The sequence below is a fragment of the Bacillus sp. RHFS10 genome (assembly GCF_016757475.1).
In the GTDB taxonomy this organism is placed as follows: Bacteria; Bacillota; Bacilli; order Bacillales; family Bacillaceae; genus Bacillus; species Bacillus subtilis_G.
The window spans coordinates 278,622-304,201 of sequence record NZ_JAESPO010000001.1 but is presented as its reverse complement, the minus strand read 5'-3'; the positions used below and the strand labels follow the sequence as shown (position 1 = coordinate 304,201).

The window sequence follows — 25,580 nt, the reverse complement described above, 5'->3', positions numbered from 1 at the left end:
AGCTTAACCTCCTTTTGATTAATAAACCGTTTCTTTGAAGAAGAATCCGGTATCGATTTTTCTGTTTACTGGCTGGATGCTTTCAATGCGTTCGATCCAGTCTTCTTTTTTCGCTTCATATTCGTCACGGTTTTCCACACACAGATCAATGGCTTCTCTGTACATTTTGGTGACTTCTATTAAGTATTCAGACGTTTTCAGGACACCGTCGATTTGGAAAGAATCAATGCCGGCATCTATCAATTCTTCGAGCTCATCAATGATGCACACATCGTTCGGGCTCATGATGTGCGTGCCGTTTTCATCTTCGAAAATCGGATATTTATTGTCACGTTCTTTATCGTGCAAAAACATGCCCGATTCCTTTTTCTTTCCTTCAATGTCCATGACTTTGCCTTGGTATTCAAAATAGTTTCCAATCAAAGAACGCTTCGATTGGAACATGCACGTCATTCCATGCACCTGGATTTCAATTTCGACTTCGGCGTTTTCTTTGATCTCCACCATACTGTCCATGTTTAACTCTCTGGCAAGCACAGAACGCGCCGCGCCTTTGCGTCCCCAGTAGTTGCATGTATAGTAGTTGGTGCCTGTCGTTTCTGTGCTCCAATGAAGCTTCAGGTCAGGCGCAGATTCACGAGCAGCCATAAGCACGGCAGGATCGCCAAACACGGCTGCATCGACACCGGTTTCCGCTAAATAAGCCAGATATTCGCCAAGCTCTCCCACTTTATCGTTATGGAAAATGGCATTTACAGCAACGTATACTTTTGCCCCTTCTTTGTGAGCGATCTCTACAGCTTTTGTTACATCTTCACGAGAAAATTCCCCGGCTAATCTCAAGCCGTATCTCTGTTCCCCAACTAAAAACGCAGTTGCCCCCGCCTGTATCAGCGGCAAAATGTCCGCCGTACTCGTCGGCGTTACTAAGAGCTCTGGTTTTTTCATGACGTTCACCTCTTCTTTTTACTAATCGCAAGTCCGTCCCCGACTGGAATAATCGCAGTTTGATAATCCGGATGATTCATCAGCCAATGATTATATTCATCAATTTTTGCTATCAGCCTGCGCCTTCTTTTCGGTTCTATTTTGCTGTAATCCTCTGCCACCAGACCTTTAAACAGCACATTGTCTGTTATAATCACCCCGTCCGGCGAAAGCATCGGTTCATATAAATGAAAAAAGTTTTGATACTGACCTTTTGCAGCGTCAATAAAAATAACATCGTAAGGCGCGGTTACATGAACGGCGGCGGCTAATTCAAGCGCGTCTCCGTAAAAAACATGAATCCGGTCATCAAGCTGAAACTCCTTGATATTGTTTACCGCTTCTTCATGCCGTTTCTCATTGCGTTCAATTGTATATATTTCGGCAGACGGCAGCTCCAGCGCCATACGAATGGCGGAATAACCAATGGCCGTTCCGATTTCTAGTATTTTTTTCGGCTGTTTCACAGACAAAATTTGAAGCAGCACCGCCATGCCCGCTTTTTCCATAATTGGGACATGATGTTCATCTGCATATGCTTCAAGCTTCTTCACGTTTTCCGGCCGAGGCTTCAATAATGCTTCTATATAGTCATTTATTTGTTCATACCGGTCAGTCACTACAAACAGCCTCCCGTTCTAAAAAGGAGTGCCCCCGTCTTTTTACACAGGACACTCTCTGAATACGTCATGATACATCGGTAAACAACCCGATATATTTTATCATAAAACCTTGCGGAAAGCGAATAAAAGGAGAGCTTTTTGCTCCCCTTTTATTGCTCATTTTTTGAGAAAATGTATTTTTCTTTTGCTTTATTATGCTCTTTTAACGTTTTTGTAAATACAACCTCACCACTTGATTTAGCCAAGAAGTACAGATAGTCCGTTTGATCTGGATGCAACGCCGCCTCCCATGACGACATGCCGGCGTTGGCAATCGGTCCTGGCGTCAATCCCGGGTTTTTATACGTATTGTACGGTGAATCGATTTCCAAATCCTTATAAAGAACACGATCTTTATGCTTGCCTGCCGCGTACAGCACGGTCGGATCTGTTTGGAGCGGCATGTTCTTCTTCAGACGGTTATAAAAGACGCTCGCAATTTTATGGCGATCGACTTTTTCAGTCGCTTCTTCTTCAATCAAAGAAGCCATCGTCAGCAGCTTATGCACGGAAAGGTTATTTTTCTTCATTTCTGCTTTGTATGTTTCGACATAAGAATTTGTCTGTTTAACCATTGCCGTGATGATGTCTTCAAGTGACGTGTCTGGATCATGAAAAGGGTATGTAGCCGGGAATAGGTACCCTTCCAGCGGATGCTTAATGTTTTTATTGAAAACATCGTTTGTAATAGTGTCCGGGAATTCTTTCTTCAGCTGATTGATAAATGTTTCATCGTCCAGCTTCGCCATGACTTGTTTTTTAGAGTATTTCGTTTCATCAGCAATAGCGGCCGCGATTTGTGTCAGCTGCGCTCCCTCAGTTGCCGTAATTTGAAATGCATAGCCTGTAGCCCCGCTCGTCAGCTTATGAATAATGGCATCTACATCCATTCCTTTATTCAAATGGTAGAATCCCGCCTGAAACCCGGAAGCGCCTTTATATTTGACATAATACTGAAATGCCTTCTCGCTTTTTATGACATCGTTTTTCTTCAATATCGATGCGATGGCCGAAACAGACGAGCCGCTCGGAATGTTGATGTTAACTGTCGTTTCACTGTCTTTTTCAACAGGTTCAAGCAATGTTTTCCCATATAAAAATGCCCCGCCAATGATGAGAAGCAGCACTATAATGGAAGACAGTATGATTCTTTTTTTATTGAAGAATGATTTTTTTTGCTGATTGATATACATTAGGTCTCCTCCCATCAGCTCTTATACTACATGATTCATTGGATTTCGGCAATTTATTACAAAACAAGGGTGAAAGAGGCCTTATACAGCATAAAAAAAGCCGGAGCAGTATGGCTCCGGCTTTGGCGCGGTGTTTTATTCTTCGTCTTCGTCCGCTAAGAATGTGTTAAGGGTTTCTTCAATCATATCCCATTCTTCGTCAGTTTCGATCGGATGTAGCTCACCGTTTTCACTGCCTTCGTTTGGCGTGAAGCTGGAAGCAAGAATTTCTACTTCTTCATCATCTTTTGCTTCCATTGGGTAGTACAGCACATAAGACTTCCCAAACTCTTCGTTTTCAAATGTAAACAGCACTTCACAAAGCTGTTCATTTCCTTGATCGTCAACAATTGTAATATTATTTTCGCCGTGTTCCATTTTCTTCACCCCTGGCTTTAATTTAAACTGTCAAGATATCCTTGCAAAATCATAACAGCCGCCATTTTATCAATGACTTTTTTTCGTTTTTGCCTGCTGACATCAGCGGCAATCAGCATTTTTTCAGCCGCCATTGTGGTAAGACGCTCGTCCCACAGCACAACAGGAACATTGTACGTTGTTTCAAGCATTTTCGCAAATGTTTGGCTGGCTTCGCCTCTCGGGCCGACTGTTCCGTTCATATTCTTAGGAAAGCCGAGCACGATTTTATCTATAGTATACTCCTGAATCAGATCAGATAAACGGGAAAAACCATAATCGCCTTCAGCTTCATTGATCTTTATGGTCTCAATGCCCTGAGCAGTCCAGCCCATTTCGTCGCTCAGAGCAACACCGAGTGTTTTGGTTCCTAAATCGAGTCCTAATATTCTCATACTTTTTTTACGCCTCTTTATGCTGTTCTAAATAAGACTTCACCAATTCCTCGATTAATTCGTCTCTTTCAAGTTTGCGAATTAAATTACGAGCGTCACGATGCCTAGGAATATAAGCGGGATCACCTGACAGCAAGTATCCGACAATCTGATTGATTGGATTGTAGCCCTTTTCCTGAAGCGCGTCATACACTGTAATCAGCACCTCATTTACATTAGTCTCAGCAGAATCATCGGAGAAATTAAATTTCATCGTTTTATCAAACGAGCTCACCGTTTTGCACCTCTTTCCCAAATTCGCAGGCAAAGTTCAGCCTGGGGTCCTAATCTTACCATCATTCTACACTACATGGGCAAATTATAAAACGGATTTGACCCAATCTTCTACAGAAGTCAAAGCTTCTTCTAATTTTTCCGGCTGTTTGCCGCCTGCCTGCGCCATATCCGGACGGCCTCCGCCGCCACCGCCGCAAACTTCCGCAGCTTGTTTGACCAGCTTGCCGGCATGTAGGCCTTTCTCAATGAGATCCTTTGTTACGCCGGCGGAAATATTGACTTTATCGTTTTGTACCGCACCGAGCACAATCACCGCAGATCCAATCTTCGCTTTCAGTTCGTCCACCATTGCGCGGAGATGATTCATGTCTTTCGCATTTACTTTTTCCGCAAGCACACTCACACCGTCAACATCTTTCACTTTTGACAGAATCGCTCCTGCTTCCACGTTGCCTAGTTTCGCAAGAAGAGATTCATTTTCTCTTTGTGCTTCCTTCAGTTCAGCCTGCAGAGCCGCAACCCGTTTCGGCACTTCTTTGATATTTGTTTTCAGCTCGTCTGCAGCGTGCTTCAATACTGAAATTTGGCTGTTCATTTCTTCGTAAGCGCCTTGCCCCGTTACAGCTTCAATCCGTCTTGTGCCCGCGCCGATTCCAGATTCAGAAGCCACTTTAAACAAGCCGATTTCCGCTGTGTTTCTGACATGGCATCCGCCGCACAGCTCTAAACTGTAATCTCCGACTTGAACGACACGGACAATATCGCCGTATTTTTCGCCGAACAGAGCCATCGCGCCCATTTCTTTTGCTTCAGCGATCGGTTTTAAATCAATGCTGACCGGGATACTCGCCCAGATCTTTTCGTTTACGATTCTTTCAATTTGTTCAAGCTCTTCTTTTGTCACTTGACCAAAGTGCGAGAAATCAAAACGAAGGCGGTTTTCAGTCACAAGAGATCCCGCCTGATTGACATGAGTTCCAAGAACGTCTTTCAATGCCTGATGCAATAAATGCGTTGCCGTATGGTTTTTAATGACGCCGCTTCTCATATGGTCTTCAACTTCAGCAGTAACATGCAGGCCTTTTTGAACAGTGCCGCTCTCCACAACACCTTCATGCACATGCTGGCCGTTCGGCGCTTTTTTTACATCTTTAATTCTTACCACTGCCTGTTCGCTGCGGAGATAGCCTTTATCGCCGATTTGGCCGCCGCTTTCTGCATAGAACGGTGTTTCATCAAGAATCACTTGAACGCTGTCTCCTTCATGAGCCTCTTCAATGAATTGGCCGTCTTGAAGAAGCACAATGACACTGGCATCAGCTTTTGTTTGAGAGTAGCCGACAAATGTGCTTTCATCGCTCACGTCGCGCAATGCGCCGCCCTGCACCTGCATGCTGCCGACATCTTGGCGAGCGTTTCTTGCCCGTTCACGCTGCTGATTCATTTCTTCTTCAAAGCCTTCATGGTCAACCGTCATATTCTCGTCTTCGGCGTATTCTTCCGTCAGCTCAACTGGGAATCCATACGTATCGTACAGTTTAAACACATCGGCCCCTGAAATCACGCTGCTGCCCTTGCCTTTTTCTTTTTTGATCATTTCTGACAAGATCGCAAGCCCTTCGTTAAGAGTTTCGTGGAAGCGCTCTTCTTCAGTTTTGATGACTTTTGCGATAAAATCCGCTTTCTCTTTTACTTCAGGATAGAAATCAGCCATGATTTCAGCAACAACCGGCACTAAGTCGTACATAAACGGACGGTGGATGTTGATTGTTTTGGCATAACGCACTGCCCGGCGCAATAAGCGTCTTAAGACATAGCCGCGGCCTTCATTGGACGGCAGCGCCCCGTCACTGACAGCAAAGGCGACCGTTCTGATGTGGTCGGCAATCACTTTAAACGCAGTATCTTTCACATTGTCTGTGCCATATGTTTCACCAGAAATGCTTTCTGTTGCTTTGATGATCGGAACAAATAAATCGGTATCAAAGTTAGTCGGAACATTCTGGATGACAGATACCATTCTTTCAAGCCCCATGCCCGTATCAATGTTTTTCTTCGGAAGCGGCGTGTACGTGCCGTCAGGGTTATGGTTGAACTCAGAGAACACAAGATTCCATACTTCCAGGTAACGGTCGTTTTCTCCGCCTGGGTAAAGCTCCGGATCTTCCGGATCGTTTCCGTATGCTTCACCGCGGTCGTAGAAGATCTCTGTGTTCGGTCCGCTCGGTCCTTCACCGATGTCCCAGAAGTTCCCTTCAAGACGGATAATTCTGTCCTCAGGAATACCGATTTTTTTCGCCCAGTACTCATACGCCTCTTCATCCTCGGGGTGAACCGTAACAGAGAGAAGCTCTTTGTCGAAACCGATCCACTTGTCACTGGTTAAAAACTCCCAAGCCCATGTAATGGCTTCTTCTTTGAAATAATCGCCAATGGAAAAGTTTCCGAGCATTTCAAAGAATGTATGATGGCGCGCAGTTTTACCTACATTTTCTATATCGTTTGTTCTGATCGCTTTTTGAGCGTTTACGATTCTTGGATTTTCCGGAACGACACGGCCGTCAAAATATTTTTTCAGTGTCGCAACACCGCTGTTGATCCAAAGCAGTGAAGGATCCTCATGTGGCACTAATGATGCGCTCGGCTCTACCGCATGTCCTTTTTCTTTAAAGAAATCCAAAAACATTTGACGAACTTCAGCAGAAGTTAGGTGTTTCATTGTATTTCCTCCTCTATAAAAATCGAAATTCTCTTTAGTGACAGCAAAAAAGCCCTCCCCCTATGCAAACCACACGTTTACACAGGGACGAGAGCTGTCTCGCGGTACCACCCTGATTACGGGCTTCATTTATCATTCGCCCGTCACCTTTTACCCTGTAACGCAGGATGTGCGGCAGTGATTAACTGCACTCAGGATTAGCTTCCTCCGATCTTCTGATAAAGCTCCTTTCAGCTTGCGGAGCTTCTCTCTTTAACAGGGCTTCGGCGTACTCGGATCCGTCACTCGAGATTCGTATGTATTCTACGAGAAATTATAGACAAGCTGCACGTCAATGTCAATGCTCCGTCCTCATCCGCAAAAAATGGATCATCATCACTTTTAAAACAGCCGTCGCAGGAACAGCCAGAATCATCCCGACGATTCCCGCAAGCTCTCCTCCGGCAAGCAGCGCAAGCATGATGACGACAGGATGCATTTTAAGGCTTCTGCCAACAATGAACGGACTGAGGATATTCCCTTCCATAAACTGCAGAGTAAACACTGTAATCACCACAACAAGAATCGCATTCACTGAGATCGTCATCGCAATTAAAAGCGCCGGAACCGCTCCGATAAACGGACCAAAATAAGGTATGACATTCGTTATCCCTGAAATCAGGCCTAAGATCAACGGATAGGGAAGTCCAAATATCCAGAATGTAACGCCCGCCAGCACGCCGAGAATGAAACAGACCAGAAGCTGGCCGCGGACGTAATCGCCAAGAGAGTCATCCACATCCCGCAAGAAGGCGCTGCCCCGCTTTCTCCACGACTTCGGAGTCAAGTACCATACCGTCTTTTTCATCAACTCAATATCCTTTACCATATAAAACACGAGAAAAGGGATTGTTGCCGCAATGATGAAGTAATCAAGCACGTTGCGAATTCCGCTGATTGCACCCTCGATCGCTCCCGCGAAAAACGCCTCCGTCTGGCGGATCATTTTATCTATCCGATGGTGCATGCCGTCCGGCCAGTCATCAGTATGGTTATGCACATGAAGAAGGAGCCCGTTATACGTATCGGCAAACATAGGTATATTCTCAGATAAATCCGTCAGCTGCACAATTAAAACAGGCACCCCTTTATACAGCGCCCAGCCAATTCCGCCAAAAAAAAGAACATAAATAACCAAGATGCTCAAGGTCCTCGGCAATCCTTTGCCGTGCAGCCACTCCGTGACCGGGAGCAATAAATAAGAAATAAAAATTGAAATGATCAAGGGAATAAAGATTGTTTTTATGACGAGCCAAAAGGGCGACCATAACACATCAAGCATAAAAAAGACGTAGACTGTTAACAGGACCAGCAAACAAATGGCCACCCACAACAAAAGCTGCACCGGTTTTTGAAGCATCTGCTTTCACCTCTTCTATATCTTTTGAGGAACGGTACGAATTATTCTCTCTCCTTATAACAAAAAGGATACTCTTCGGAGAGTATCCTTTTTCACTTAAAACATTTTCGTTATTCTTCTTCTCATCCGCTTCATGCTTCGATTATTCAGCATGTTGGATTGAGTCGTCATTCGGTACACGAGAGCCCCAGCTCCCAATGCCAAAAGAGAAGTCATCGTCCGATTCATCCTGCGCATCTCCCTTCATCATTAAAAATTGATGCTGCGTTCATCCTCAGAAAACAAATCATCTAAGCTGCTTAACGTTCCGTCTTCTTCCACCTGATGAGTTGCAATCTTCCCTTTGGCTACTGTCAGTTCAATAAAACAGCTCCAGCAATAATATTGGTTCACGCCGATTTTCCCGATATCCTTACTTTTGCAATTCGGGCATATAAGCATATCTCACACCTCTATCCGTTCAGAACGATCTCGTCTTTCCGCACCTCGACAAGCGAATCCGCTCTTTGGATCTGATGCTTGCTTCCCGCCAGATCAGAAAAGAAACCGTCCGAGAGTTCATATGCTACGATTATGCCCCTGTCCAAACAAAAGTATACATCTTCCAGCATCCCCAATATATCTCCCTCTTGCGATTTTACAAGCTTCATTTTCATCTGCTCGTATGTGAAGCATGATTTCGGAAGAGGCAGAAGCTGGTCTGAACTGATCGAGACCAATATGCGGTCATCAAGAATGCAAGAAATATCACACGCCCGTAATAACGCGTGATGATGATGCAAAAACCGTTTTTGTGCAACAATAAACCCGAGACAATCTCCCTTAAGAGAAAAACAAATATCGGAAATTGTCCCAAGATAACAAGAAGTTCGTTCTGAGTATACTGGGAATCCTTCTATCTCATGGCATGTTCTCAAAGTGTGATCAACCACCTTTTGTTGAACAAGCTTAGGTTTTGCTTTGCACCTTAGACTCATACGATGAAATCACTTCCACCGCAAAATAAAAAAACTCCCGCAGCGCGGGAGCCTTTTACAGCTGTCCTTCTTTCATAAAATCGAATGGTGTAATGCCTTCCATACCAATATTGGCATCGTGTACGCTGAATGGGAGCTCTTTTTGCAAAGCCTCAAGCTCAGCATCCATTTCCTCAATCTGTATTGAGAGCCTGTTTCTCAAGGCGGTCTGCCTGACCGTTGCGTCATTATTTTTCACGCCCCACTCCAGCGCCTCCTCTTCTCCGCATAAAATGAGAAACTTCTTCGCTCTTGTAATCGCGGTATAAAGAAGGTTTCTTCTGAGCATTCTATAATAGCCTTTCACCACAGGCAAAACCACAATCGGAAATTCACTTCCCTGCGATTTATGAATAGAGCAGCAATACGCGTGTGTAAACTGGTTAAAGTCTTTTTTCGTAAACGTCATTTCATTCCCGTCAAAAGAAACGACAGCCATATCTTCTTTTTCTGTATTTTCCTTCGCATAAAATATCGACGTAATTTCGCCAATATCTCCGTTGAATACATTGTTTTCCGGCTGATTGACGAGCTGCAAAATTTTATCTCCGGTTCTGTAGACAACATCTCCGAATTTCAATTCCCTCCGTTTTTCTTTAGGAGGATTTAAAATGTCCTGCAGCATTACATTTAGTTCATTGATCCCGGCTTTTCCTCTGTACATCGGAGCGAGAACCTGAATGTCCTTTGCCGTATAGCCTTTTTTCAATGCATTGGCGACGACCTTTTCAACTACCTCTTTAATTTGCGATCCTCCGCAGCGAATAAAGGAACGGTCCTTCGTCGGGGCAGTCAAATTGTTTGGCAGCAAACCATTTTTCATCTGATGGGCAAGCTCGACGATTGATGATCCTTCCGCCTGGCGGTAAATATCTGTCAGTCTCACAGTGGGTATCACCTGAGATGCCAAAAGGTCTCTCAGCACTTGGCCCGGACCGACAGAAGGCAGCTGATCTTCGTCTCCGACGATGATGATTTGAATATGATCAGGGATCGCCTTGAACATATGGTTTGCAAGCCATATATCAAGCATACTCGCTTCATCGATGATTAACAGCTTCCCTTCGATCGGCTGATCCTCTGTATGGGTAAAGCCCTCTGCGCCATTCCAGCCAAGGAGCCTGTGAATCGTGACTGCCGGAAGGCCCGTTGATTCACTCATCCGTTTCGCCGCTCTCCCTGTCGGTGCGGCCAATACAATCGGAAAGACTTCATCCTTTTTATAAGCTGACGGGTCTAGCGACACACCGTGAAGCTCTCCGTACAGTTCGACAATCCCTCTGATTACCGTCGTTTTCCCTGTTCCCGGGCCTCCCGTTAAAAGCAGCATCGGTGAGGAAAGGGCTTTTTGAATCGCTTCCTTTTGGCTGGGGGCATACTGAACGTTCATCCGTTCCTCCAGTTCTCCCAAAGCGAGCAGAAATTCTGATTCAGGAAACTGGTCGTCATATTCGGTTTGGCTTGCGATATGTTTCACGCGCTTCGCAACATTTTGTTCCGCGTAAAACAGCGATGGGAAATAACAGCGGCCATCTTCTATGACAATGTCTTTATTTTCTCCAAGGGCAATAATCGCGTTAGCTGCATCCATTTCTGTGATGCGCTGCCCTTCCTTTGCTGACTGATTTAACAGTGATTGGGTATCGATAATGAGCTGTTCCGTTTCTATGTACGTATGCCCATCTGACAGACAAGTTGTTTCAAGCGTGTACAAAATGGCGGCTTTTACCCGCTCAGGATGATTACCCGAAAGCCCCATTCTGCTGCCCAGTTCATCCGCTTTTCCAAACCCGATGCCTTCTACATCTTTCACAAGCTGATAAGGGTTTTCCTGAATCTTTTCAAGCGTCTCCGATTCATAGGCTTGATAGATTTTCATAGACAGCTGCGGACCGAATCCAAACTGATTAAGGGATATCATGATTTGTTCCAGTCCCTGATGCCGCTGCAGGGCGCCGGCTAGCGTGTCGGCCTTCTTTTTTGACAGCCTTGGAACATCGTAAAGCACTGAAGTGTCAGCTAGTATTTTATTAATCGCGCTGTCACCCAGTTTTTTCACAATTTCTTCAGCTGTTTTTTTGCCGATTCCCTCGAACAAATCACTCGATAAATAGTGAACGATGCCTTCTTTAGTCGTCGGAATCTCCTTTTTGAAATGCTCCGCCTGAAATTGGAGCCCGAATTTTGGATGGGTTACGATCTTGCCGTAAAACGTGTAGGTCTCTTCTTCTTGAAGCGCAGGGAAGTAGCCCGTCACGGATACGGCTTTATCTTCAATGGCTTCGGAGGTCTCTCTGACTTTCACTTTCAGAACCGTATATAAATTGGTGTCATTATGATAGATGACTGTGTTGACTGTCCCTTTTAGATAGGGCTCTTCCTCCATGTTAAGCTGATCCGGATGCTGCTGCACGAGCTGTCCCTCCTCCTGTGCTGTTATGATGGATCGATCAGTTTTTTAGCATGAAGCGCAAGCATATGATCCGGCTGGATGGCGATCGCCTTGTCCAACATTTCCAGCGCTTTTTTTCGATTTTCTTTATATGCATAAGCGACACCGGCATTGTAAAATGCATCAGCGTGCCCCGGATTTAGCTCAGTTACAGCTGTGAACTGGCTGAGCGCTTCGTCCAGCATGCCCTCGTTCGCTAAGCACATCCCAAATTGAAAGCGCGCTTCCGCATCGTTTTCATTCAGTTCGACCGCTCTTTGTAAATATGGCAGTGCAAGTTTAGGTTGTTCGAGTTTGACAAGAACCGTTCCGAGCATGTAAAACAGGTCGCCGTTTTCCATCCCGGCACGAAGCGCTTTTTCAAACATGTCTTTCGCTTCTTTGTACATTTCTTTTACAACATAGACATTTCCTGCCCCATAATACGCAGTGGCTGCGCTATTGTCTAATTCAAGCGCTTTATCATAAAACGCAAGCGCCCGTTCCAGCTCGTTTACGGATGAAAGCAGGTTAGCAAAGTTGATATACGGAATCGCGTCTTCTTTATTTTCTTCAATCGCTTTTGTAAATGCCTCTGCCGCTTTCTCGTAATCGCCTTCCTGCATCGCCTCTATACCGAGTTGATTATAATCCACCGACCATCTTCCTTTCATTAAAAAACCCCAACTCAGTGTTGAGGTTTTTCATCTTTTATACGTACCACAATTTTGTTCCATCTTTGTACACATCATCAATTGTTCCGCCGCCAAGGCATTCTTCGCCATCATAGAAGACAACGGCTTGTCCCGGCGTAACAGCGCGGACTTGTTCATCAAAGATGACTTCCGCTTCGCCTTCACCCGTCATGCGCACCGTCACTTTATGATCTTCTTGACGGTAACGGAATTTAGCCGTGCAGGAAATCTCTTCGCCCTTCATGATGTCCGGACGAACCCAGCTAATATTCGTTGCTGTAATTTTGTCGGAATAAAGAAGCGGGTTATGGAACCCTTGATCCACGTAGAGGATGTTCTTTTCAAGATCTTTACCGACCGCAAACCACGGCTCGCCGCTTCCGCCGATGCCAAGCCCGTGACGCTGTCCGATCGTATAGTACATCAACCCGTCGTGGCGTCCTTTTACTTCGCCGTCCATCGTCATCATATCACCCGGCTGTGCAGGGAGATATTGGCTGAGAAACGTTTTGAAGTTGCGCTCGCCGATAAAACAGATGCCCGTACTGTCTTTTTTCGCCGCCGTAGCAAGATCTGCTTCTTTGGCAATTTCACGCACACGGCTTTTTTGAAGCTCGCCGATCGGGAACATGACTTTGCTTAGCGTATCTTCTGTCAGCTGATTCAAGAAGTACGTTTGATCTTTGTTTTCATCAATGCCTCGCATCATTCTGACTTTGCCGCCGCTTCTGTCAACCCTTGCATAGTGGCCAGTCGCTAGATAGTCGGCGCCAAGTGACAGGGCGTGCTCCAAAAACGCCTTGAATTTAATTTCTTTGTTGCATAGCACATCCGGGTTGGGTGTTCTGCCTGCTTTATATTCATCAAGGAAGTATTGAAATACCTTCTCATAATATTGCTTTTCAAAATTTACGGCATAGTACGGAATTCCGATTTGGTTGCAGACGCGGATCACATCTTCATAATCCTCTGTCGCCGTGCAAAAACCGTTTTCGTCCGTATCATCCCAGTTTTTCATAAAGATTCCGATAACATCATAGCCCTGTTCTTTTAACAGAAGGGCCGCCACAGATGAGTCTACACCGCCGGACATACCGACGACGACTCTTGTATCTTCCGGCCGTTTTTCCAATTTCATTCACTCCAATAACTAAGCCGCCTTATTGTGTCAGCCGTTTGACAACGTCGGCCACATGTTTGGCAGCAGTTTTCACTTGCTCAGCGGTATTGCCGAGGCCGAAGCTGATCCGAATTGAGGACGTCAGCCGGTCACTCTCTTCTCCGAACATAGCAGTCAGAACATGTGACGGCAGGACCGAACCGGCCGTGCACGCTGATCCGCTTGAAACGGCTACTCCCGCCATATCCAGATTCACCAGCAGCGCTTCCACTGATACACCGGGGAAATAAAGGTTCAGAACATGCGGCAGGCAATGCTCTTTGTCCCCGTTGATCTCGAATGCCACACCGGCATTTTCAAGCGTGTCGGCGATGATTGTTTTAAACGATTGATACTTCTCGTTTTTTTCGTCCCGTTCTTCACTTGACAGCTTGATGGCTTCTTTCAGCCCGACAATGCCGGGAACATTTTCTGTTCCGGCACGGCGTTTTCTTTCTTGCTCTCCCCCGAATAAGAGCGGGGAAAGCTTCACATCTTTACTTGCATATAAAAAGCCTGTCCCTTTTGGCCCGTTGAGCTTGTGCCCAGAAACAGACAGAAGGTCGATATGGCTGTTGTTCACATCAATTGGCAGCAACCCGAATGCCTGTACAGCATCGGTATGAAAATAAGCCTGGTGTTCCTTCAGCAGCTCACCGATTTCATCGATCGGCTGCAATGTTCCGACTTCATTGTTTCCATACATCACTGTCACAAGGATTGTATCATCACGCAGTGCTTCTTTCACCTGTTTTGCACTGACTCTACCATTTTGGCCAACGTCCAGATACGTAACTTCAAATCCGTCTTCCTCTAGTTTTTCACAAGCATGAAGCACGGCGTGATGCTCAACTTTTGTCGTAATGATGTGTCTGCCCAAATCTTTTCTTGCAAGCGCGGTTCCCATAATGGCCAAGTTATCAGCTTCCGTCCCTCCGCTTGTAAAAATGATCTCCTGCTCCGCCGCTCCGATTTCGGCTGCAATCTGAGCTCTTGCTTCGTCCACCCATTTTCGAGATTCTCTACCAAATGAATGAATACTGGATGGATTCCCAAAATTGCCGGAGAAATGAGGGATCATTTTTTCCAGCACTCGCTCATCCATCGGAGACGTTGCGGCATGATCTAAATAAATCCGTTCCATTATATTTGCACCTCTGATCTAAATATAGAACATATAAGCTTCTTGCTCTCCGTCTGTATAGCTGGCAAGATCCTCTAATGTTGTACTGTCTAAAACCTCTTTCACAGCATCACGTATACGAATCCAGAGCTCCCGCTTGGCAGGCTCCTCGTCTTCCAGCACTTCAACAGGACTGATCGGCCCCTCGAGTACACGGATAATATCTCCCGCCGTGATCGCATCCGGCTCGCTGCCTAATACATATCCGCCGTATGCGCCTCTAATGCTTTTCACTAAGCCGGCATTTCTGAGCGGCGATACGAGCTGCTCCAAATAATGCTCGGAAAGATTATTCGTCTGTGCGATGCTTTTTAATGAAGTCGGGCCTTCACCATGCTTTTTTGCAAGCTCGATCATAATGGTGAGCCCGTATCTTCCCTTAGTTGATATTTTCAACATGAACACCTCTGTTATTTCATGATTTTCCACGTTTATAATGGCAATTTCTATATGATTCGTCCGTTTATTATCTAATAGACCAACTGTTATTATAACATACCTTCAGCGATTTTTCATTGAGGCGGGGGGAAACGGGCTTCCCTCTTTCCTAATGTCCGGTTTTCCGTTACCCTGTAATTATGTAAGGAGAGATGATGATGAAGCCATTGGCATATCGGATGCGTCCGACAAAAATTGAGGATATTATCGGCCAGCAGCATCTGGTGGCTGAAGATAAAATAATCGGCAGAATGGTTCAGGCAAAACATTTGTCATCCATGATTTTGTACGGGCCGCCCGGAATTGGAAAAACATCAATCGCAACAGCAATCGCCGGTTCAACAAGTATTGCTTTTCGGAAGCTGAATGCTGTCATTAACAATAAAAAAGATATGGAAATCGTAGCCCAGGAAGCTAAAATGTCAGGCCAAGTGATTTTGATTCTGGATGAAGTTCACAGGCTGGATAAAGGGAAACAAGATTTTCTTTTGCCCTATTTAGAAAACGGGATGATCATTTTGATCGGAGCAACCACGGCTAACCCGTATCATGCCATAAATCCGGCGATCAGAAGCCGGACACAGATCTTTGAGCTTGAGCCGTTAACACCGGAACTGATTAAACAGGCTCTGGAACGGGCGCTTCATGATGAGCATCGCGGCCTTGGCACCTATTCTGTATCCATTGATGATCAGGCGATGGAGCATTTTGCCCGGGGATGCGGAGGGGATGTCCGCTCCGCTTTAAATGCGCTTGAGCTGGCCGTGTTGTCAACAAAGGAGTCACCAGATGGTGTGATTCACATTACATTAGAAACCGCGGAAGAATGTTTGCAGAAAAAGAGCTTTACTCACGATAAAGATGGTGACGCGCATTATGATGTTTTATCCGCTTTTCAAAAATCGATCCGCGGCTCTGATGCCAACGCTGCTCTTCACTATTTGGCAAGATTAATTGAAGCAGGCGATCTGGAAAGCATTGCAAGAAGACTGCTTGTCATCGCCTATGAAGATATCGGCTTAGCAAGCCCCCAAGCTGGCCCAAGGGTGCTGCACGCTATTCAGACTGCTGAGCGAGTCGGATTTCCCGAAGCACGAATTCCGCTGGCCAACGCAGTCATTGAACTTTGCCTCTCGCCGAAATCAAACTCAGCCATTCTGGCAATCGATGAGGCGCTTGCAGATATCAGATCCGGAAAAATCGGGGATGTCCCTAAGCATTTAAAAGACGCGCATTATAAAGGAGCTCAGGAATTAGGAAGAGGAATCGACTATAAATACCCGCATCATTACGACAACGGATGGGTCGAACAGCAATATCTCCCTGATCCTTTAAAAAACAAGCAATATTACAAGCCGAAACAGACAGGCAAGTTCGAACTCGCATTAAAGCAGGTATACGACAAATTAATGAAAAGAAAATAAATTAAAAACAGCCTTGAAGCATCATCAAGGCTGTTTCTATGCGTTATTTATCCTTCACGCGTTTGATTTCAATGTCTTTTACAAGATCCATGACAACATGCCCGCCCATAATCAAACCGGCAACTGACGGCACAAAAGCATTAGAAGATGGCGGCATTTTTGCTTTGCGGATGTTCGCTTCGTCATTTCCCACTTCTTTTCTGACATCTTCCCGAATAACAATCGGGCTTTCGTCAGAGAAAATCACTTGAACACCCTTTTTGATGCCCTCTTTCCGTAATCTCGTACGGACGACCTTCGCAATGGGATCAGTGTGCGTTTTTGAAATATCAGCGATTTGGAAGCGTGTCGGATCTGTTTTATTGGCGGCGCCCATGCTGGAGATGAGCGGAATATCCCGTTTCAAACATTCTTTCATTAAATGGATTTTATAATGAATGGTGTCTGACGCATCAATGACATAATCAAGCTTATATTCAAAAAATTGCTCATACGTTTCTTCCGTATAGAACATTTTTAATGCGATCACTTCACACTCCGGGTTAATGTCCGCGATCCGCGCTTTCATTAAATCAACTTTCGGCTGTCCGACTGTTGAAAGGAGCGCGTGAAGCTGACGGTTTACGTTTGTAATGTCCACATCATCTTTGTCGACAAGCAAAATGCGGCCGACGCCTGACCGCGCGAGAGCTTCCGCCGCGAACGATCCGACTCCGCCGACCCCAAGCACAGCAACCGTGCTGTTTTTCAGCGTTTCTAGGCCTTCTTTTCCGATAGCTAATTCATTGCGTGAAAACTGGTGTAACAAGAACCTCACTCCACATTCGTATTCTGGTTTCATCTATTAAATGGCTGAATCATGTGCAGCCGTTTTTTCTGCGCACAAAAAATAAAGTCCCAATAGTGCCGTTGCAGCTTTCCTTTGTTTTGAACCCGCTCTCAGCAGGTGGGTGCCCTCTTTCAAATCTTGTAAGTCCTCTTTACCGAATGAAAAGAGGCATGTACGCCATTTAAAAATACGGGCTCCCAAATCAAAAAAATGTTCGGTCAAAACTAGGTGTACAACTAACACATCAGGACTTTATTTAACTTGTCAAAATCATATCATAGACGATTTTGATTTTCAAGAATCGAACTGCTCATTCAGCTCTTTACTTTTTTCTTGATAGAAAGGTGAAGCTCGTCCAGTTGGGCGTCGCTTACTTCGCCTGGCGCTTCTGTCATCAGGCAGCTTGCACTTGCCGTTTTCGGGAATGCAATCGTATCTCTTAGGTTCGTACGTCCTGCGAGAAGCATGACGAGACGGTCTAAGCCAAGCGCGATTCCGCCGTGCGGAGGAGCGCCGTAATCAAATGCTTCAAGTAAGAACCCGAACTGCTCAGCCGCTTCTTCTTGTGAGAAGCCAAGAAGCGCAAACATTTTTTCCTGAATGTCCTTTTCGAAAATACGGATTGAGCCTCCGCCAAGCTCATAGCCGTTTAAGACGAGGTCATAGGCTTGTGCTTTCATGTCTTCAGGCGCTGTTTCAATCAGTTCAAGGTCTTCACGGACAGGCATTGTGAACGGATGGTGGGCTGCGTAAAAACGGCCTTCCTCCGGATCATGCTCTAAAAGCGGCCAGTCGATAACCCATAAGAAATTGAACAGGTTTTCGTCAATCAGTCCGCGTTCTTTCCCAAGCTTTAAGCGCAGGGCGCCGAGCGATGCGGCAACCACTTCGAATTTATCCGCTCCGAACAGCAGCAAATCACCTTCAGCAGCATCAAGCGCCTCAATCAGCTTGGACTGCTTGTCTTCATCAAAGAATTTGGCGATCGGGCCTTTCACTCCGTCTGCCTCAACTTTCACCCAAGCAAGTCCTTTTGCCCCGTAGTTTGCAGCAAAAGCGCCAAGAGCGTCAATATCTTTTCTGGAGTAATCGACCGCTCCGCCTTTTACGTTGATTGCTTTTACCACGCCGCCGTTTGCCACAGCTGATGAGAATACTTTAAACTCTGTATCCTTCACAATGTCAGACACATCTGTCAAAAGCATATCAAATCGAGTATCCGGTTTATCAGAACCATAACTGTTCATCGCCTCATCATACGTCATTCGAGGAAGAGGAAGCTTGAGCTCCACACCTTTTGTTTCGCGCATAATCTTTGCCATCATATCCTCAGCCAATGACATAATATCTTCCTGGCTCATAAAGGACATTTCAATATCAATTTGCGTAAACTCAGGCTGGCGGTCCGCACGCAAGTCTTCATCTCGGAAACAGCGGGCAATTTGATAATAGCGTTCAATGCCTGACACCATCAGAAGCTGTTTAAATAGCTGCGGAGACTGAGGCAGCGCATAGAACTCACCTTCATGCACTCGGCTCGGCACCAAGTAGTCACGGGCTCCTTCAGGTGTGCTTCCTGTTAAAATCGGCGTTTCAATATCAAGAAATCCTTTTTCATCTAAAAAGCTGCGGACAGCTTTCGTCACGTTATGGCGCAGCTGCATCGTTTGGAACATAGTCGGTCTGCGCAAATCCAAGTAACGGTGTTTTAAACGGACGTCCTCTGATACGTCTTCCGCTTGATCTGAAATCGCAAATGGAGGTGTCTTTGCAGCATTTAATACGTTCACTCCATCAGCGTGAATTTCGATCGCGCCTGTTTTCAAATTCTGATTGACTGTTCCCTCTTCACGCGCCACTACTTTCCCTTGAATATCAAGCACGTATTCGTTTCGGATGCCTTCCGCGATAGCAAGCGCTTCTTTTGACACATCAGGGTTAAACACGACTTGAACAATTCCCGTACGGTCGCGCAAGTCAATAAAAATCAATCCGCCGAGGTCCCGTCTTTTTTGGACCCAGCCTTTCAGCGTTACAGATTCACCAATTGCTTTTTCAGTTATTTCGCCGCAATAATATGTTCTTCCAAACAATAGATTCCACTCCTTATCCCTTTTGGTTTGCCTTCATCACATGTATCAATTCATCAAGTGCCACTTCAATCTGTTCGCCCGTCTGTGCATCCTTAACATTGATTTTATTTTGGGCTAGCTCATCTTCACCCAAAATCGCAATAAATCTGGCATTCAGGCGGTCAGCTGTTTTGAACTGGCCTTTCATTTTCTTATTTTCATAATCGATTTCGCTGGAGATTCCTGCTTCTCTCAGTTTGTACACCAATGAAACAGAATAATCCTTTGCTTTCTCGCCGAGGGTGACGACATAGCAATCGATTCCCTGATCGACAGGCAGTTCTCTTTTTTCAGCATCAATGGCGGCAAGCAGGCGTTCAATGCTCATCGCAAACCCGATGCCCGGCGCTTCAGGCCCGCCGATCTGTTCGACCAAACCATCGTAGCGTCCGCCGCCGGCAAGAGTTGTAATCGCGCCAAACCCCTCCGCATTGCTCATGATTTCAAATGCGGTGTGGTTGTAATAATCCAGCCCTCTCACAAGATTAGGATCAATTTCATACGCAATGCCAAGATCGTTTAAGTATTGCTTTACTTTCTCAAAATAAGCGGCTGATTCTTCATTTAAATATGTCAAAATCGAAGGTGCTGATTTCATCAGTTCATGATCGCGGTCTTTTTTGCAGTCCAAGATTCTGAGCGGGTTTGTGTGCAGACGTGACTGGCAGTCTGAACAAAACTCTTCGATGCGAGGCTCAAAATGTTTCACGAGCGCTTCTCTGTAGCTTTTGCGGCTTTCTTGGTCGCCGAGACTGTTTATGACAAGCTTGACGTTTTGCAAACCTGCTTTTTGATAAATACTCATCGCAAGCGCCATGACTTCGGCATCAATCGCAGGGTCACTCGAGCCTATTGCTTCAATTCCAAACTGATAGAACTGGCGGTACCGGCCCGTCTGCGGACGTTCATAACGGAACATCGGCCCGACATAATAAAGCTTTGTCGGCTGGACAGGATTTGCAAATAGCTTATTTTCATTAAAAGCGCGAACCGCCGCAGCTGTTCCCTCTGGTCGAAGCGTCAGGCTTCTTCCTTTGCGGTCCTGGAAGGTATACATTTCTTTTTGTACGATATCTGTAGACTCTCCGACACCTCTGGCAAATAGTTCTGTATGCTCAAAAATCGGTGTGCGGATTTCTTTATATTGATAAGTGCGGCAAGTGTCTCTCATAATTTGTTCAACAAACTGCCAGCGATCTGATTCTCCGGGCAGAATATCCTGTGTTCCTCTTGGAATGTTATATCCCATATGTAGACCTCCTTATGTATCCCTTATAAAAATATACAATGATCGTTAATGATGAAAATAAAAAAACTCTCGTCCCTACTATACATGTATAGTAGGGACGAGAGTTATACCCGTGGTGCCACCCTAGTTGGAATATGTTCATATTCCCGCTCGATCCTTTAACGCAGGTTCACGTTCACTGCCTAATGACGGGATTAACGCGTTCAGCAGGAAACCTCCGGAGTGTTGTTTCGAGAAAGACGCAATGGGATCCGCTTTCAGCCTGGGGCGGTTCCTCTCTATCCATGCAATCTGACCTACTCTTCTCCATTATTGGTTCAAATCTTTCATCATTTTGCTATGTACTCAATTTCTATTATAATAATGGGATTGAGGTTCTCTGTCAAGCTTTATTCCGGTTGTTTTTCCTTATCGCTGCTTCTTTGGACATAAGACCAAATTCAGATGCCGTTTCAGTAAGATAACCAGTCGTATCAGGTTCAGCGTGATCGCTGTAATGCAGATTTGCTTCACCGTCGTGAAACGCGCGGCCCATTTTTGGATGATATTTCATGATTTGCACACCTTTTTGATTGTATTTACGCCTAGTATAAACAAATCATTTTATTTTTATTTAAAAATCAGAAAGGACTTTACGATATTAAGCAAGAAAGCTTTTTTTATGATCATCTGAAAGGAGGACACAATGAGCAAGAAATACTTTGTTCTTATTGTATGTATTATCGTCGCGGGGGCGCTTTTCCCGCCTTTTTCTTCCGTTACAGCCGCTCAGGGAGAAGCGGTCATCGCAACAGATGAAATGAACGTCAGAAGCGGCCCGGGGCTTAGCTACGGGATTACAGCGAAAGTAAAAAAGGGAGAGCATTACCCGATTTTAAAAGAAGAAGGAGACTGGGTGCAGATACAGCTTGGTTCCGGAGACAAAGGATGGGTGGTGTCATGGCTTATTACAAAAGAAGATCAGGGCAGCTCAAGCTCTTCGGAAAGCAGTGATACTGTTACATCAACAGATCCAGATCTGCGAATGAGAACCGGACCGGGCACTTCATACGACGTCATCGGCAAATTCCCGCAAGGCAGCCAAGCGTCTGTCATTGATAAAGATTCGGGCTGGATCAAGATATCCTATCAAAACGCCACCGGATGGGTGTCATCTGAATATGTCACGTCAAGCGGCAGCAGTTCAGTATCTGATGGGAATGATCAAACCGAATCTCCCGATGCATCAACGAGCACGGTCGGTGTTTCCTCACTAAATGTAAGAGCCTCCGCCTCACATGACGCGGCGATTATAACGAAACTGGATCGCGGAACGAAAGTGACGATTCTCAACGAGAAAAATGGCTGGGCTCACATCGAAGTGAACGGGTTGAAAGGCTGGGTTGCAAGCCATTACCTTTTGACTAGTTCTGATCCAGCTGAAGATTCAGCAAATGCCGGCAGCTCCTCCTCCGCTAAAAAAGCCTATATCGTATACGGAGGAACGAATGTAAGAAGTGATGCGTCAACATCATCTTCGATCGTAGAACGTGCTGCCAAAGGCGATTCCTATCCGATAACCGGTTCAAAGGGCAGCTGGTATGAGATAAAGCTTGATAACGGACAGACTGCTTATGTCGCCAATTGGGTGGTCCAAACGTCTAAAAGTGCGGAAGAATCAGGAGAACCCCCTGTCGCTGATTCCCCGTCCGGAAACGGCTCTCTAAACAATAAAACGATTATTGTTGATCCGGGACACGGAGGAAAAGACAGCGGAACGATCGGCTACTCGGGTAAATTCGAGAAAAACCTGACGATTAAAACAGCAAAACTGCTCGCCGGCAAACTTAGATCGGCTGGAGCAGATGTGTATGTGACACGCCAGGATGATACCTTTGTCAGCTTACAGTCACGGGTCTCTACGTCTCACTATCGCAACGCTGACGCCTTTATCAGCATTCATTATGACAGCTATGCGGATGCTTCCACGAGAGGCAGCACCGCTTACTACTACAGCCCTGCCAAAGATCAGGGACTGGCGTCAGATGTACATTCAGAAGTGGTGAAGCGTTCTTCCATTCCTGACCGCGGCGTGTTATTCGGAGATTATTATGTGCTTCGGGAAAACAGACAGCCCGCTATGCTGTATGAGCTGGGGTATTTAAGCCATCCGCAGGAAGAGGCCATCGTACATAGCAGCTCTTACCAAGAAAAAGTAACAGACGGTATCGAGAGCGGATTGGAGAAATATTTCCAATAAAAAAAGCTGCCTTTTGGCAGCTTTTTTATTTTGAATCCATCATGAGCGTGACCGGTCCTGAGTTTGTAAGCTGAACATCCATCATCGCTCCAAACATTCCGGTCTCCACTTTGATTCCTTTTTCACGAAGCAGGTCGTTCCATTTTTCATAGAGACCTAAAGCTTTATCAGGTTTTGCGGCGTTCATGTAGTTCGGCCGGCGCCCTTTTTTCGTATCTCCGTAAAGCGTAAACTGTGAGACGGATAAAATCTCTCCTCCTATATCTAAAAGAGACAGATTCATTTTCCCTTCACTGTCATCAAATATACGAAGATGAACCATTTTATCGGCCAAATAAGCTGCATCCTCTTCTGTATCATCGTGAGTGATGCCGACCAGCACCATGATGCCTTGTCCAATTTGACCGACAACCTCTTCATTCACTGTTACGCTTGCTTCAGTTACTCGCTGAACAACTAATCTCATTTTCTAACCCCTTTAGTTCATGACGCGGCGCACAGAATAGATATCTCTTATCTGTTTAATACGCTCGACGACTTTGTGCAAGTGATTGATGTTCTGAATAAAAATCGCCATATGAATAGTTGCCACTTTATTGCGATCCGATTTGCCAGAAACAGATGAGATATTTGTTTTCGTTTCATTCACTGCCTGAAGCACCTCGTTCAGCAATCCGCGGCGGTCATACCCAAGAATCTCTATCTCAACATTATATTCCTTGCGCTTTTGAACCTGCGACTCATGTTCCCACTCTACCGGAATCAGCCGCTCCAGGGCTTCATTCGTTTTGACATTCGGGCAATCTTCACGATGGACCGAAACCCCTCTGCCTTTTGTGATAAATCCGACAATATCGTCACCCGGTACAGGATTGCAGCATTTTGATAAACGGACAAGAAGATTGTCGATCCCCTTGACGCGAACGCCCGCTTCCCGTTTCCTGCCTTGCGGGTACGGCTTAGATTCCGCAGTGACTTCCTGAACGCTCTTTTCCTGTTCTTCCTGATCGCGCTGCTTTCTCTCTTTTTCCGTCAGGCGGTTTGCGACCTGCAAGGCTGTAATGCCGTTATAGCCGACCGCTGCGTACATATCCTCTTCATTTGAGAAATTAAACTTGTCAGCAACCTTCTGGATATTCTCCGGCGTTAAGACATCCTTCACTTCAAAATCCAGATTCTTAATTTCTTTTTCTACCAGCTCACGACCTTTTTCGACATTTTCTTCGCGCCGCTGTTTCTTAAAGAATTGACGGATCTTATGCTTCGCCTGGGAGGTTTGAGCAAGCTTCACCCAATCCTGGCTCGGACCATAGGAGTGCTTAGACGTCAGAATTTCAACGATATCACCTGTCCGAAGCTTATGATCCAGCGTTACCATTTTTCCGTTTACTTTGGCACCGATTGTTTTATTGCCGATTTCAGAGTGAATCCGGTAAGAAAAATCAATCGGAACAGAACCGGACGGAAGCTCGATTACATCTCCTTTCGGTGTAAAGACATACACCATGTCAGAAAACAAATCGATTTTGAGCGATTCCATAAATTCTTCAGCATCTGTTGATTCATTTTGGAATTCTAAAATTTCACGGAACCAAGAAAGCTTTTTCTCAAAGGTTGCGCCTTCGGTGGCCGCTTTCCCTTCTTTATAAGCCCAGTGAGCCGCAACTCCGTATTCCGCAATTTCATGCATTTCAAAGGTGCGGATCTGCACCTCCAGCGGATCGCCTTTAGGCCCGATAACCGTTGTATGAAGCGATTGATACATATTCGGCTTCGGCATTGCGATATAATCTTTGAATCTGCCGGGCATCGGTTTCCAGCATGTGTGAATGATGCCGAGCACCGCGTAGCAGTCCTTTATGCTATTCACAAGAATGCGGACAGCCAATAAATCGTAAATTTCGTTAAATTGCTTATTTTGCAGCACCATTTTGCGATAAATGCTGTAAATATGTTTCGGACGTCCCGAGAAGTCAGCTTTGATGTGCACTTCTTCGACACGTTTCTTCACTTCATCGACTACCTCTTCGACATAAAGCTCACGTTCTGCGCGTTTCTTCTTCATGAGGTTGACAATTCTGTAATATTGCTGAGGATTCAAATAACGGAGCGCCGTGTCTTCCAATTCCCACTTAATTTTGGAAATCCCGAGTCGATGCGCCAAAGGCGCAAAAATCTCCAGCGTTTCATTGGAAATTCTCCGCTGTTTTTCCTGAGGAAGATGTTTCAGCGTCCGCATATTGTGAAGACGATCCGCCAGCTTGATCAGTATGACCCGGATATCTTGAGCCATAGCGACAAACATTTTGCGATGATTTTCCGCCTGCTGTTCCTCTTGAGATTTATATTTAATTTTGCCGAGCTTCGTTACGCCGTCCACAAGCATTGCCACTTCTTCGGAAAATGCTTCTTTCAGGTCATCAAGCGTCACATCTGTATCTTCCACGACATCGTGAAGAAATCCGCCCGCGATTGTGGAAGGATCCATTTCAAGATCCACGAGAATTCCCGCAACCTGAATCGGATGAATAATATATGGCTCGCCCGATTTGCGGTATTGCTCGCGATGAGCATCCTCAGCGTACAGATATGCTTTTTCGACAAATGCGATATGCTCATCAGATAAATAGCTGCGCGCTTTATCAATAACTTGCTCGGCAGTCAATACTTGTTCGTTCGCCATGGAATCACCTTTTTT

General features: G+C 45.5%; 24 protein-coding genes, 1 other RNA gene and 1 other annotated feature. Of the genes, 2 read left to right on the top strand and 23 right to left on the bottom strand.

The features are described from left to right. Window positions 1-18 precede the first annotated feature (18 nt). The 16 genes from JMN17_RS01475 to cymR all read right to left on the bottom strand — a co-directional run bounded on the left by JMN17_RS01475 (window position 19) and on the right by cymR (window position 14,967). The gene (locus JMN17_RS01475) at window positions 19-948 is read right to left on the bottom strand and encodes a peptidase U32 family protein (RefSeq protein ID WP_087992258.1); all 930 of its coding nucleotides are present in this window, start codon (window positions 946-948) and stop codon (window positions 19-21) included. A gap of 5 nt (window positions 949-953) precedes the next feature. Further along, a complete protein-coding gene (locus JMN17_RS01470; protein WP_087992259.1) occupies window positions 954-1,607 on the bottom strand; it encodes an O-methyltransferase in 654 nt (217 codons plus the stop codon). A gap of 152 nt (window positions 1,608-1,759) precedes the next feature. Further along, a complete protein-coding gene (mltG, locus tag JMN17_RS01465) occupies window positions 1,760-2,842 on the bottom strand; it encodes an endolytic transglycosylase MltG (protein ID WP_202327081.1) in 1,083 nt (360 codons plus the stop codon). Window positions 2,843-2,977: 135 nt separating this feature from the next. Beyond that, window positions 2,978-3,259 carry a DUF1292 domain-containing protein gene (locus tag JMN17_RS01460; protein WP_087992261.1) on the bottom strand — a complete coding sequence of 94 codons (282 nt, stop codon included), beginning with the start codon at window positions 3,257-3,259 and terminating at the stop codon, window positions 2,978-2,980. Window positions 3,260-3,276: 17 nt separating this feature from the next. Then, on the bottom strand, window positions 3,277-3,693 hold the full coding sequence (ruvX, locus tag JMN17_RS01455; protein ID WP_087992262.1) for a Holliday junction resolvase RuvX: 417 nt from the start codon (window positions 3,691-3,693) through the stop codon (window positions 3,277-3,279). A gap of 7 nt (window positions 3,694-3,700) precedes the next feature. Next, complete coding sequence (locus JMN17_RS01450) at window positions 3,701-3,967, bottom strand: IreB family regulatory phosphoprotein (protein ID WP_003225903.1); 267 nt, start codon at window positions 3,965-3,967, stop codon at window positions 3,701-3,703. A gap of 84 nt (window positions 3,968-4,051) precedes the next feature. Continuing rightward, window positions 4,052-6,688: an alanine--tRNA ligase gene (alaS, locus tag JMN17_RS01445; protein WP_202327079.1), complete on the bottom strand. Its 2,637-nt coding sequence runs from the start codon at window positions 6,686-6,688 to the stop codon at window positions 4,052-4,054. A gap of 337 nt (window positions 6,689-7,025) precedes the next feature. Next, window positions 7,026-8,087 carry an AI-2E family transporter gene (locus tag JMN17_RS01440; protein ID WP_087992264.1) on the bottom strand — a complete coding sequence of 354 codons (1,062 nt, stop codon included), beginning with the start codon at window positions 8,085-8,087 and terminating at the stop codon, window positions 7,026-7,028. 96 nt (window positions 8,088-8,183) lie between these two features. Continuing rightward, window positions 8,184-8,315, bottom strand: a complete 132-nt coding sequence (locus JMN17_RS01435) for a YrzQ family protein (RefSeq protein ID WP_087992265.1) — start codon at window positions 8,313-8,315, stop codon at window positions 8,184-8,186. A 21-nt stretch (window positions 8,316-8,336) separates the two neighbouring features. Then, window positions 8,337-8,528 (bottom strand): hypothetical protein, encoded by a 192-nt coding sequence (locus tag JMN17_RS01430; RefSeq protein ID WP_087992266.1) that lies wholly within the window; start codon window positions 8,526-8,528, stop codon window positions 8,337-8,339. An 11-nt stretch (window positions 8,529-8,539) separates the two neighbouring features. After that, entirely contained in the window at window positions 8,540-9,064 is a 525-nt protein-coding gene (locus JMN17_RS01425) for a PRC-barrel domain-containing protein (RefSeq protein ID WP_087992267.1), read from the bottom strand. Window positions 9,065-9,119: 55 nt separating this feature from the next. Beyond that, window positions 9,120-11,516, bottom strand: a complete 2,397-nt coding sequence (recD2, locus tag JMN17_RS01420; protein WP_202327077.1) for an SF1B family DNA helicase RecD2 — start codon at window positions 11,514-11,516, stop codon at window positions 9,120-9,122. A 23-nt stretch (window positions 11,517-11,539) separates the two neighbouring features. Then, the gene (locus JMN17_RS01415) at window positions 11,540-12,160 is read right to left on the bottom strand and encodes a tetratricopeptide repeat protein (protein WP_242519862.1); all 621 of its coding nucleotides are present in this window, start codon (window positions 12,158-12,160) and stop codon (window positions 11,540-11,542) included. A gap of 85 nt (window positions 12,161-12,245) precedes the next feature. Further along, window positions 12,246-13,361 carry a tRNA 2-thiouridine(34) synthase MnmA gene (gene mnmA / locus JMN17_RS01410; protein WP_202327074.1) on the bottom strand — a complete coding sequence of 372 codons (1,116 nt, stop codon included), beginning with the start codon at window positions 13,359-13,361 and terminating at the stop codon, window positions 12,246-12,248. Window positions 13,362-13,389: 28 nt separating this feature from the next. After that, window positions 13,390-14,532 carry a cysteine desulfurase family protein gene (locus JMN17_RS01405; RefSeq protein WP_202327072.1) on the bottom strand — a complete coding sequence of 381 codons (1,143 nt, stop codon included), beginning with the start codon at window positions 14,530-14,532 and terminating at the stop codon, window positions 13,390-13,392. Window positions 14,533-14,550: 18 nt separating this feature from the next. Continuing rightward, a complete protein-coding gene (gene cymR / locus JMN17_RS01400) occupies window positions 14,551-14,967 on the bottom strand; it encodes a cysteine metabolism transcriptional regulator CymR (protein WP_003225879.1) in 417 nt (138 codons plus the stop codon). 200 nt (window positions 14,968-15,167) lie between these two features. Between cymR and JMN17_RS01395 the strand changes: the two genes are divergently transcribed. Next, window positions 15,168-16,433, top strand: a complete 1,266-nt coding sequence (locus JMN17_RS01395; RefSeq protein ID WP_202327070.1) for a replication-associated recombination protein A — start codon at window positions 15,168-15,170, stop codon at window positions 16,431-16,433. A 43-nt stretch (window positions 16,434-16,476) separates the two neighbouring features. Here the strand turns inward: JMN17_RS01395 and JMN17_RS01390 are convergent, their stop codons facing one another. The 5 genes from JMN17_RS01390 to JMN17_RS01370 form a co-directional block, all read right to left on the bottom strand. Next, the gene (locus JMN17_RS01390; RefSeq protein WP_087992273.1) at window positions 16,477-17,241 is read right to left on the bottom strand and encodes a tRNA threonylcarbamoyladenosine dehydratase; all 765 of its coding nucleotides are present in this window, start codon (window positions 17,239-17,241) and stop codon (window positions 16,477-16,479) included. Window positions 17,242-17,323: 82 nt separating this feature from the next. Continuing rightward, window positions 17,324-17,516, bottom strand: a non-coding RNA gene (ssrS, locus tag JMN17_RS01385) — 6S RNA. A gap of 60 nt (window positions 17,517-17,576) precedes the next feature. Then, window positions 17,577-19,355 carry an aspartate--tRNA ligase gene (gene aspS, locus JMN17_RS01380; protein ID WP_202327068.1) on the bottom strand — a complete coding sequence of 593 codons (1,779 nt, stop codon included), beginning with the start codon at window positions 19,353-19,355 and terminating at the stop codon, window positions 17,577-17,579. A 13-nt stretch (window positions 19,356-19,368) separates the two neighbouring features. Then, window positions 19,369-20,643 carry a histidine--tRNA ligase gene (hisS, locus tag JMN17_RS01375; protein WP_087992275.1) on the bottom strand — a complete coding sequence of 425 codons (1,275 nt, stop codon included), beginning with the start codon at window positions 20,641-20,643 and terminating at the stop codon, window positions 19,369-19,371. 90 nt (window positions 20,644-20,733) lie between these two features. Beyond that, window positions 20,734-20,965, bottom strand: a binding site (T-box leader). A 60-nt stretch (window positions 20,966-21,025) separates the two neighbouring features. Next, on the bottom strand, window positions 21,026-21,196 hold the full coding sequence (locus JMN17_RS01370) for a YrzK family protein (protein ID WP_087992276.1): 171 nt from the start codon (window positions 21,194-21,196) through the stop codon (window positions 21,026-21,028). Window positions 21,197-21,328: 132 nt separating this feature from the next. Here JMN17_RS01370 and JMN17_RS01365 point away from each other — a divergent pair, with 132 nt between their 5' ends. Next, the gene (locus tag JMN17_RS01365) at window positions 21,329-22,882 is read left to right on the top strand and encodes an SH3 domain-containing protein (RefSeq protein ID WP_087992277.1); all 1,554 of its coding nucleotides are present in this window, start codon (window positions 21,329-21,331) and stop codon (window positions 22,880-22,882) included. A 25-nt stretch (window positions 22,883-22,907) separates the two neighbouring features. On the opposite strand, the gene dtd is transcribed toward JMN17_RS01365, so the two are convergent. Next, entirely contained in the window at window positions 22,908-23,348 is a 441-nt protein-coding gene (dtd, locus tag JMN17_RS01360; protein ID WP_087992278.1) for a D-aminoacyl-tRNA deacylase, read from the bottom strand. A gap of 12 nt (window positions 23,349-23,360) precedes the next feature. Further along, window positions 23,361-25,565, bottom strand: a complete 2,205-nt coding sequence (gene relA / locus JMN17_RS01355; RefSeq protein ID WP_087992279.1) for a GTP diphosphokinase — start codon at window positions 25,563-25,565, stop codon at window positions 23,361-23,363. Window positions 25,566-25,580 lie beyond the last annotated feature (15 nt).

What these genes read in the sequence shown, in the direction of transcription:
- JMN17_RS01475 (WP_087992258.1), bottom strand. Translation starts at nt 948, where the DNA reads ATGAAAAAACCAGAGCTCTTAGTAACGCCGACGAGTACGGCGGACATT.
- mltG (WP_202327081.1), bottom strand. Translation starts at nt 2,842, where the DNA reads ATGTATATCAATCAGCAAAAAAAATCATTCTTCAATAAAAAAAGAATC.
- JMN17_RS01460 (WP_087992261.1), bottom strand. Translation starts at nt 3,259, where the DNA reads ATGGAACACGGCGAAAATAATATTACAATTGTTGACGATCAAGGAAAT.
- ruvX (WP_087992262.1), bottom strand. Translation starts at nt 3,693, where the DNA reads ATGAGAATATTAGGACTCGATTTAGGAACCAAAACACTCGGTGTTGCT.
- alaS (WP_202327079.1), bottom strand. Translation starts at nt 6,688, where the DNA reads ATGAAACACCTAACTTCTGCTGAAGTTCGTCAAATGTTTTTGGATTTC.
- JMN17_RS01440 (WP_087992264.1), bottom strand. Translation starts at nt 8,087, where the DNA reads ATGCTTCAAAAACCGGTGCAGCTTTTGTTGTGGGTGGCCATTTGTTTG.
- JMN17_RS01435 (WP_087992265.1), bottom strand. Translation starts at nt 8,315, where the DNA reads ATGAATCGGACGATGACTTCTCTTTTGGCATTGGGAGCTGGGGCTCTC.
- JMN17_RS01430 (WP_087992266.1), bottom strand. Translation starts at nt 8,528, where the DNA reads ATGCTTATATGCCCGAATTGCAAAAGTAAGGATATCGGGAAAATCGGC.
- JMN17_RS01425 (WP_087992267.1), bottom strand. Translation starts at nt 9,064, where the DNA reads ATGAGTCTAAGGTGCAAAGCAAAACCTAAGCTTGTTCAACAAAAGGTG.
- JMN17_RS01415 (WP_242519862.1), bottom strand. Translation starts at nt 12,160, where the DNA reads ATGCAGGAAGGCGATTACGAGAAAGCGGCAGAGGCATTTACAAAAGCG.
- JMN17_RS01405 (WP_202327072.1), bottom strand. Translation starts at nt 14,532, where the DNA reads ATGGAACGGATTTATTTAGATCATGCCGCAACGTCTCCGATGGATGAG.
- JMN17_RS01395 (WP_202327070.1), top strand. Translation starts at nt 15,168, where the DNA reads ATGAAGCCATTGGCATATCGGATGCGTCCGACAAAAATTGAGGATATT.
- hisS (WP_087992275.1), bottom strand. Translation starts at nt 20,643, where the DNA reads ATGGGATATAACATTCCAAGAGGAACACAGGATATTCTGCCCGGAGAA.
- JMN17_RS01370 (WP_087992276.1), bottom strand. Translation starts at nt 21,196, where the DNA reads ATGAAATATCATCCAAAAATGGGCCGCGCGTTTCACGACGGTGAAGCA.
- JMN17_RS01365 (WP_087992277.1), top strand. Translation starts at nt 21,329, where the DNA reads ATGAGCAAGAAATACTTTGTTCTTATTGTATGTATTATCGTCGCGGGG.
- dtd (WP_087992278.1), bottom strand. Translation starts at nt 23,348, where the DNA reads ATGAGATTAGTTGTTCAGCGAGTAACTGAAGCAAGCGTAACAGTGAAT.
- relA (WP_087992279.1), bottom strand. Translation starts at nt 25,565, where the DNA reads ATGGCGAACGAACAAGTATTGACTGCCGAGCAAGTTATTGATAAAGCG.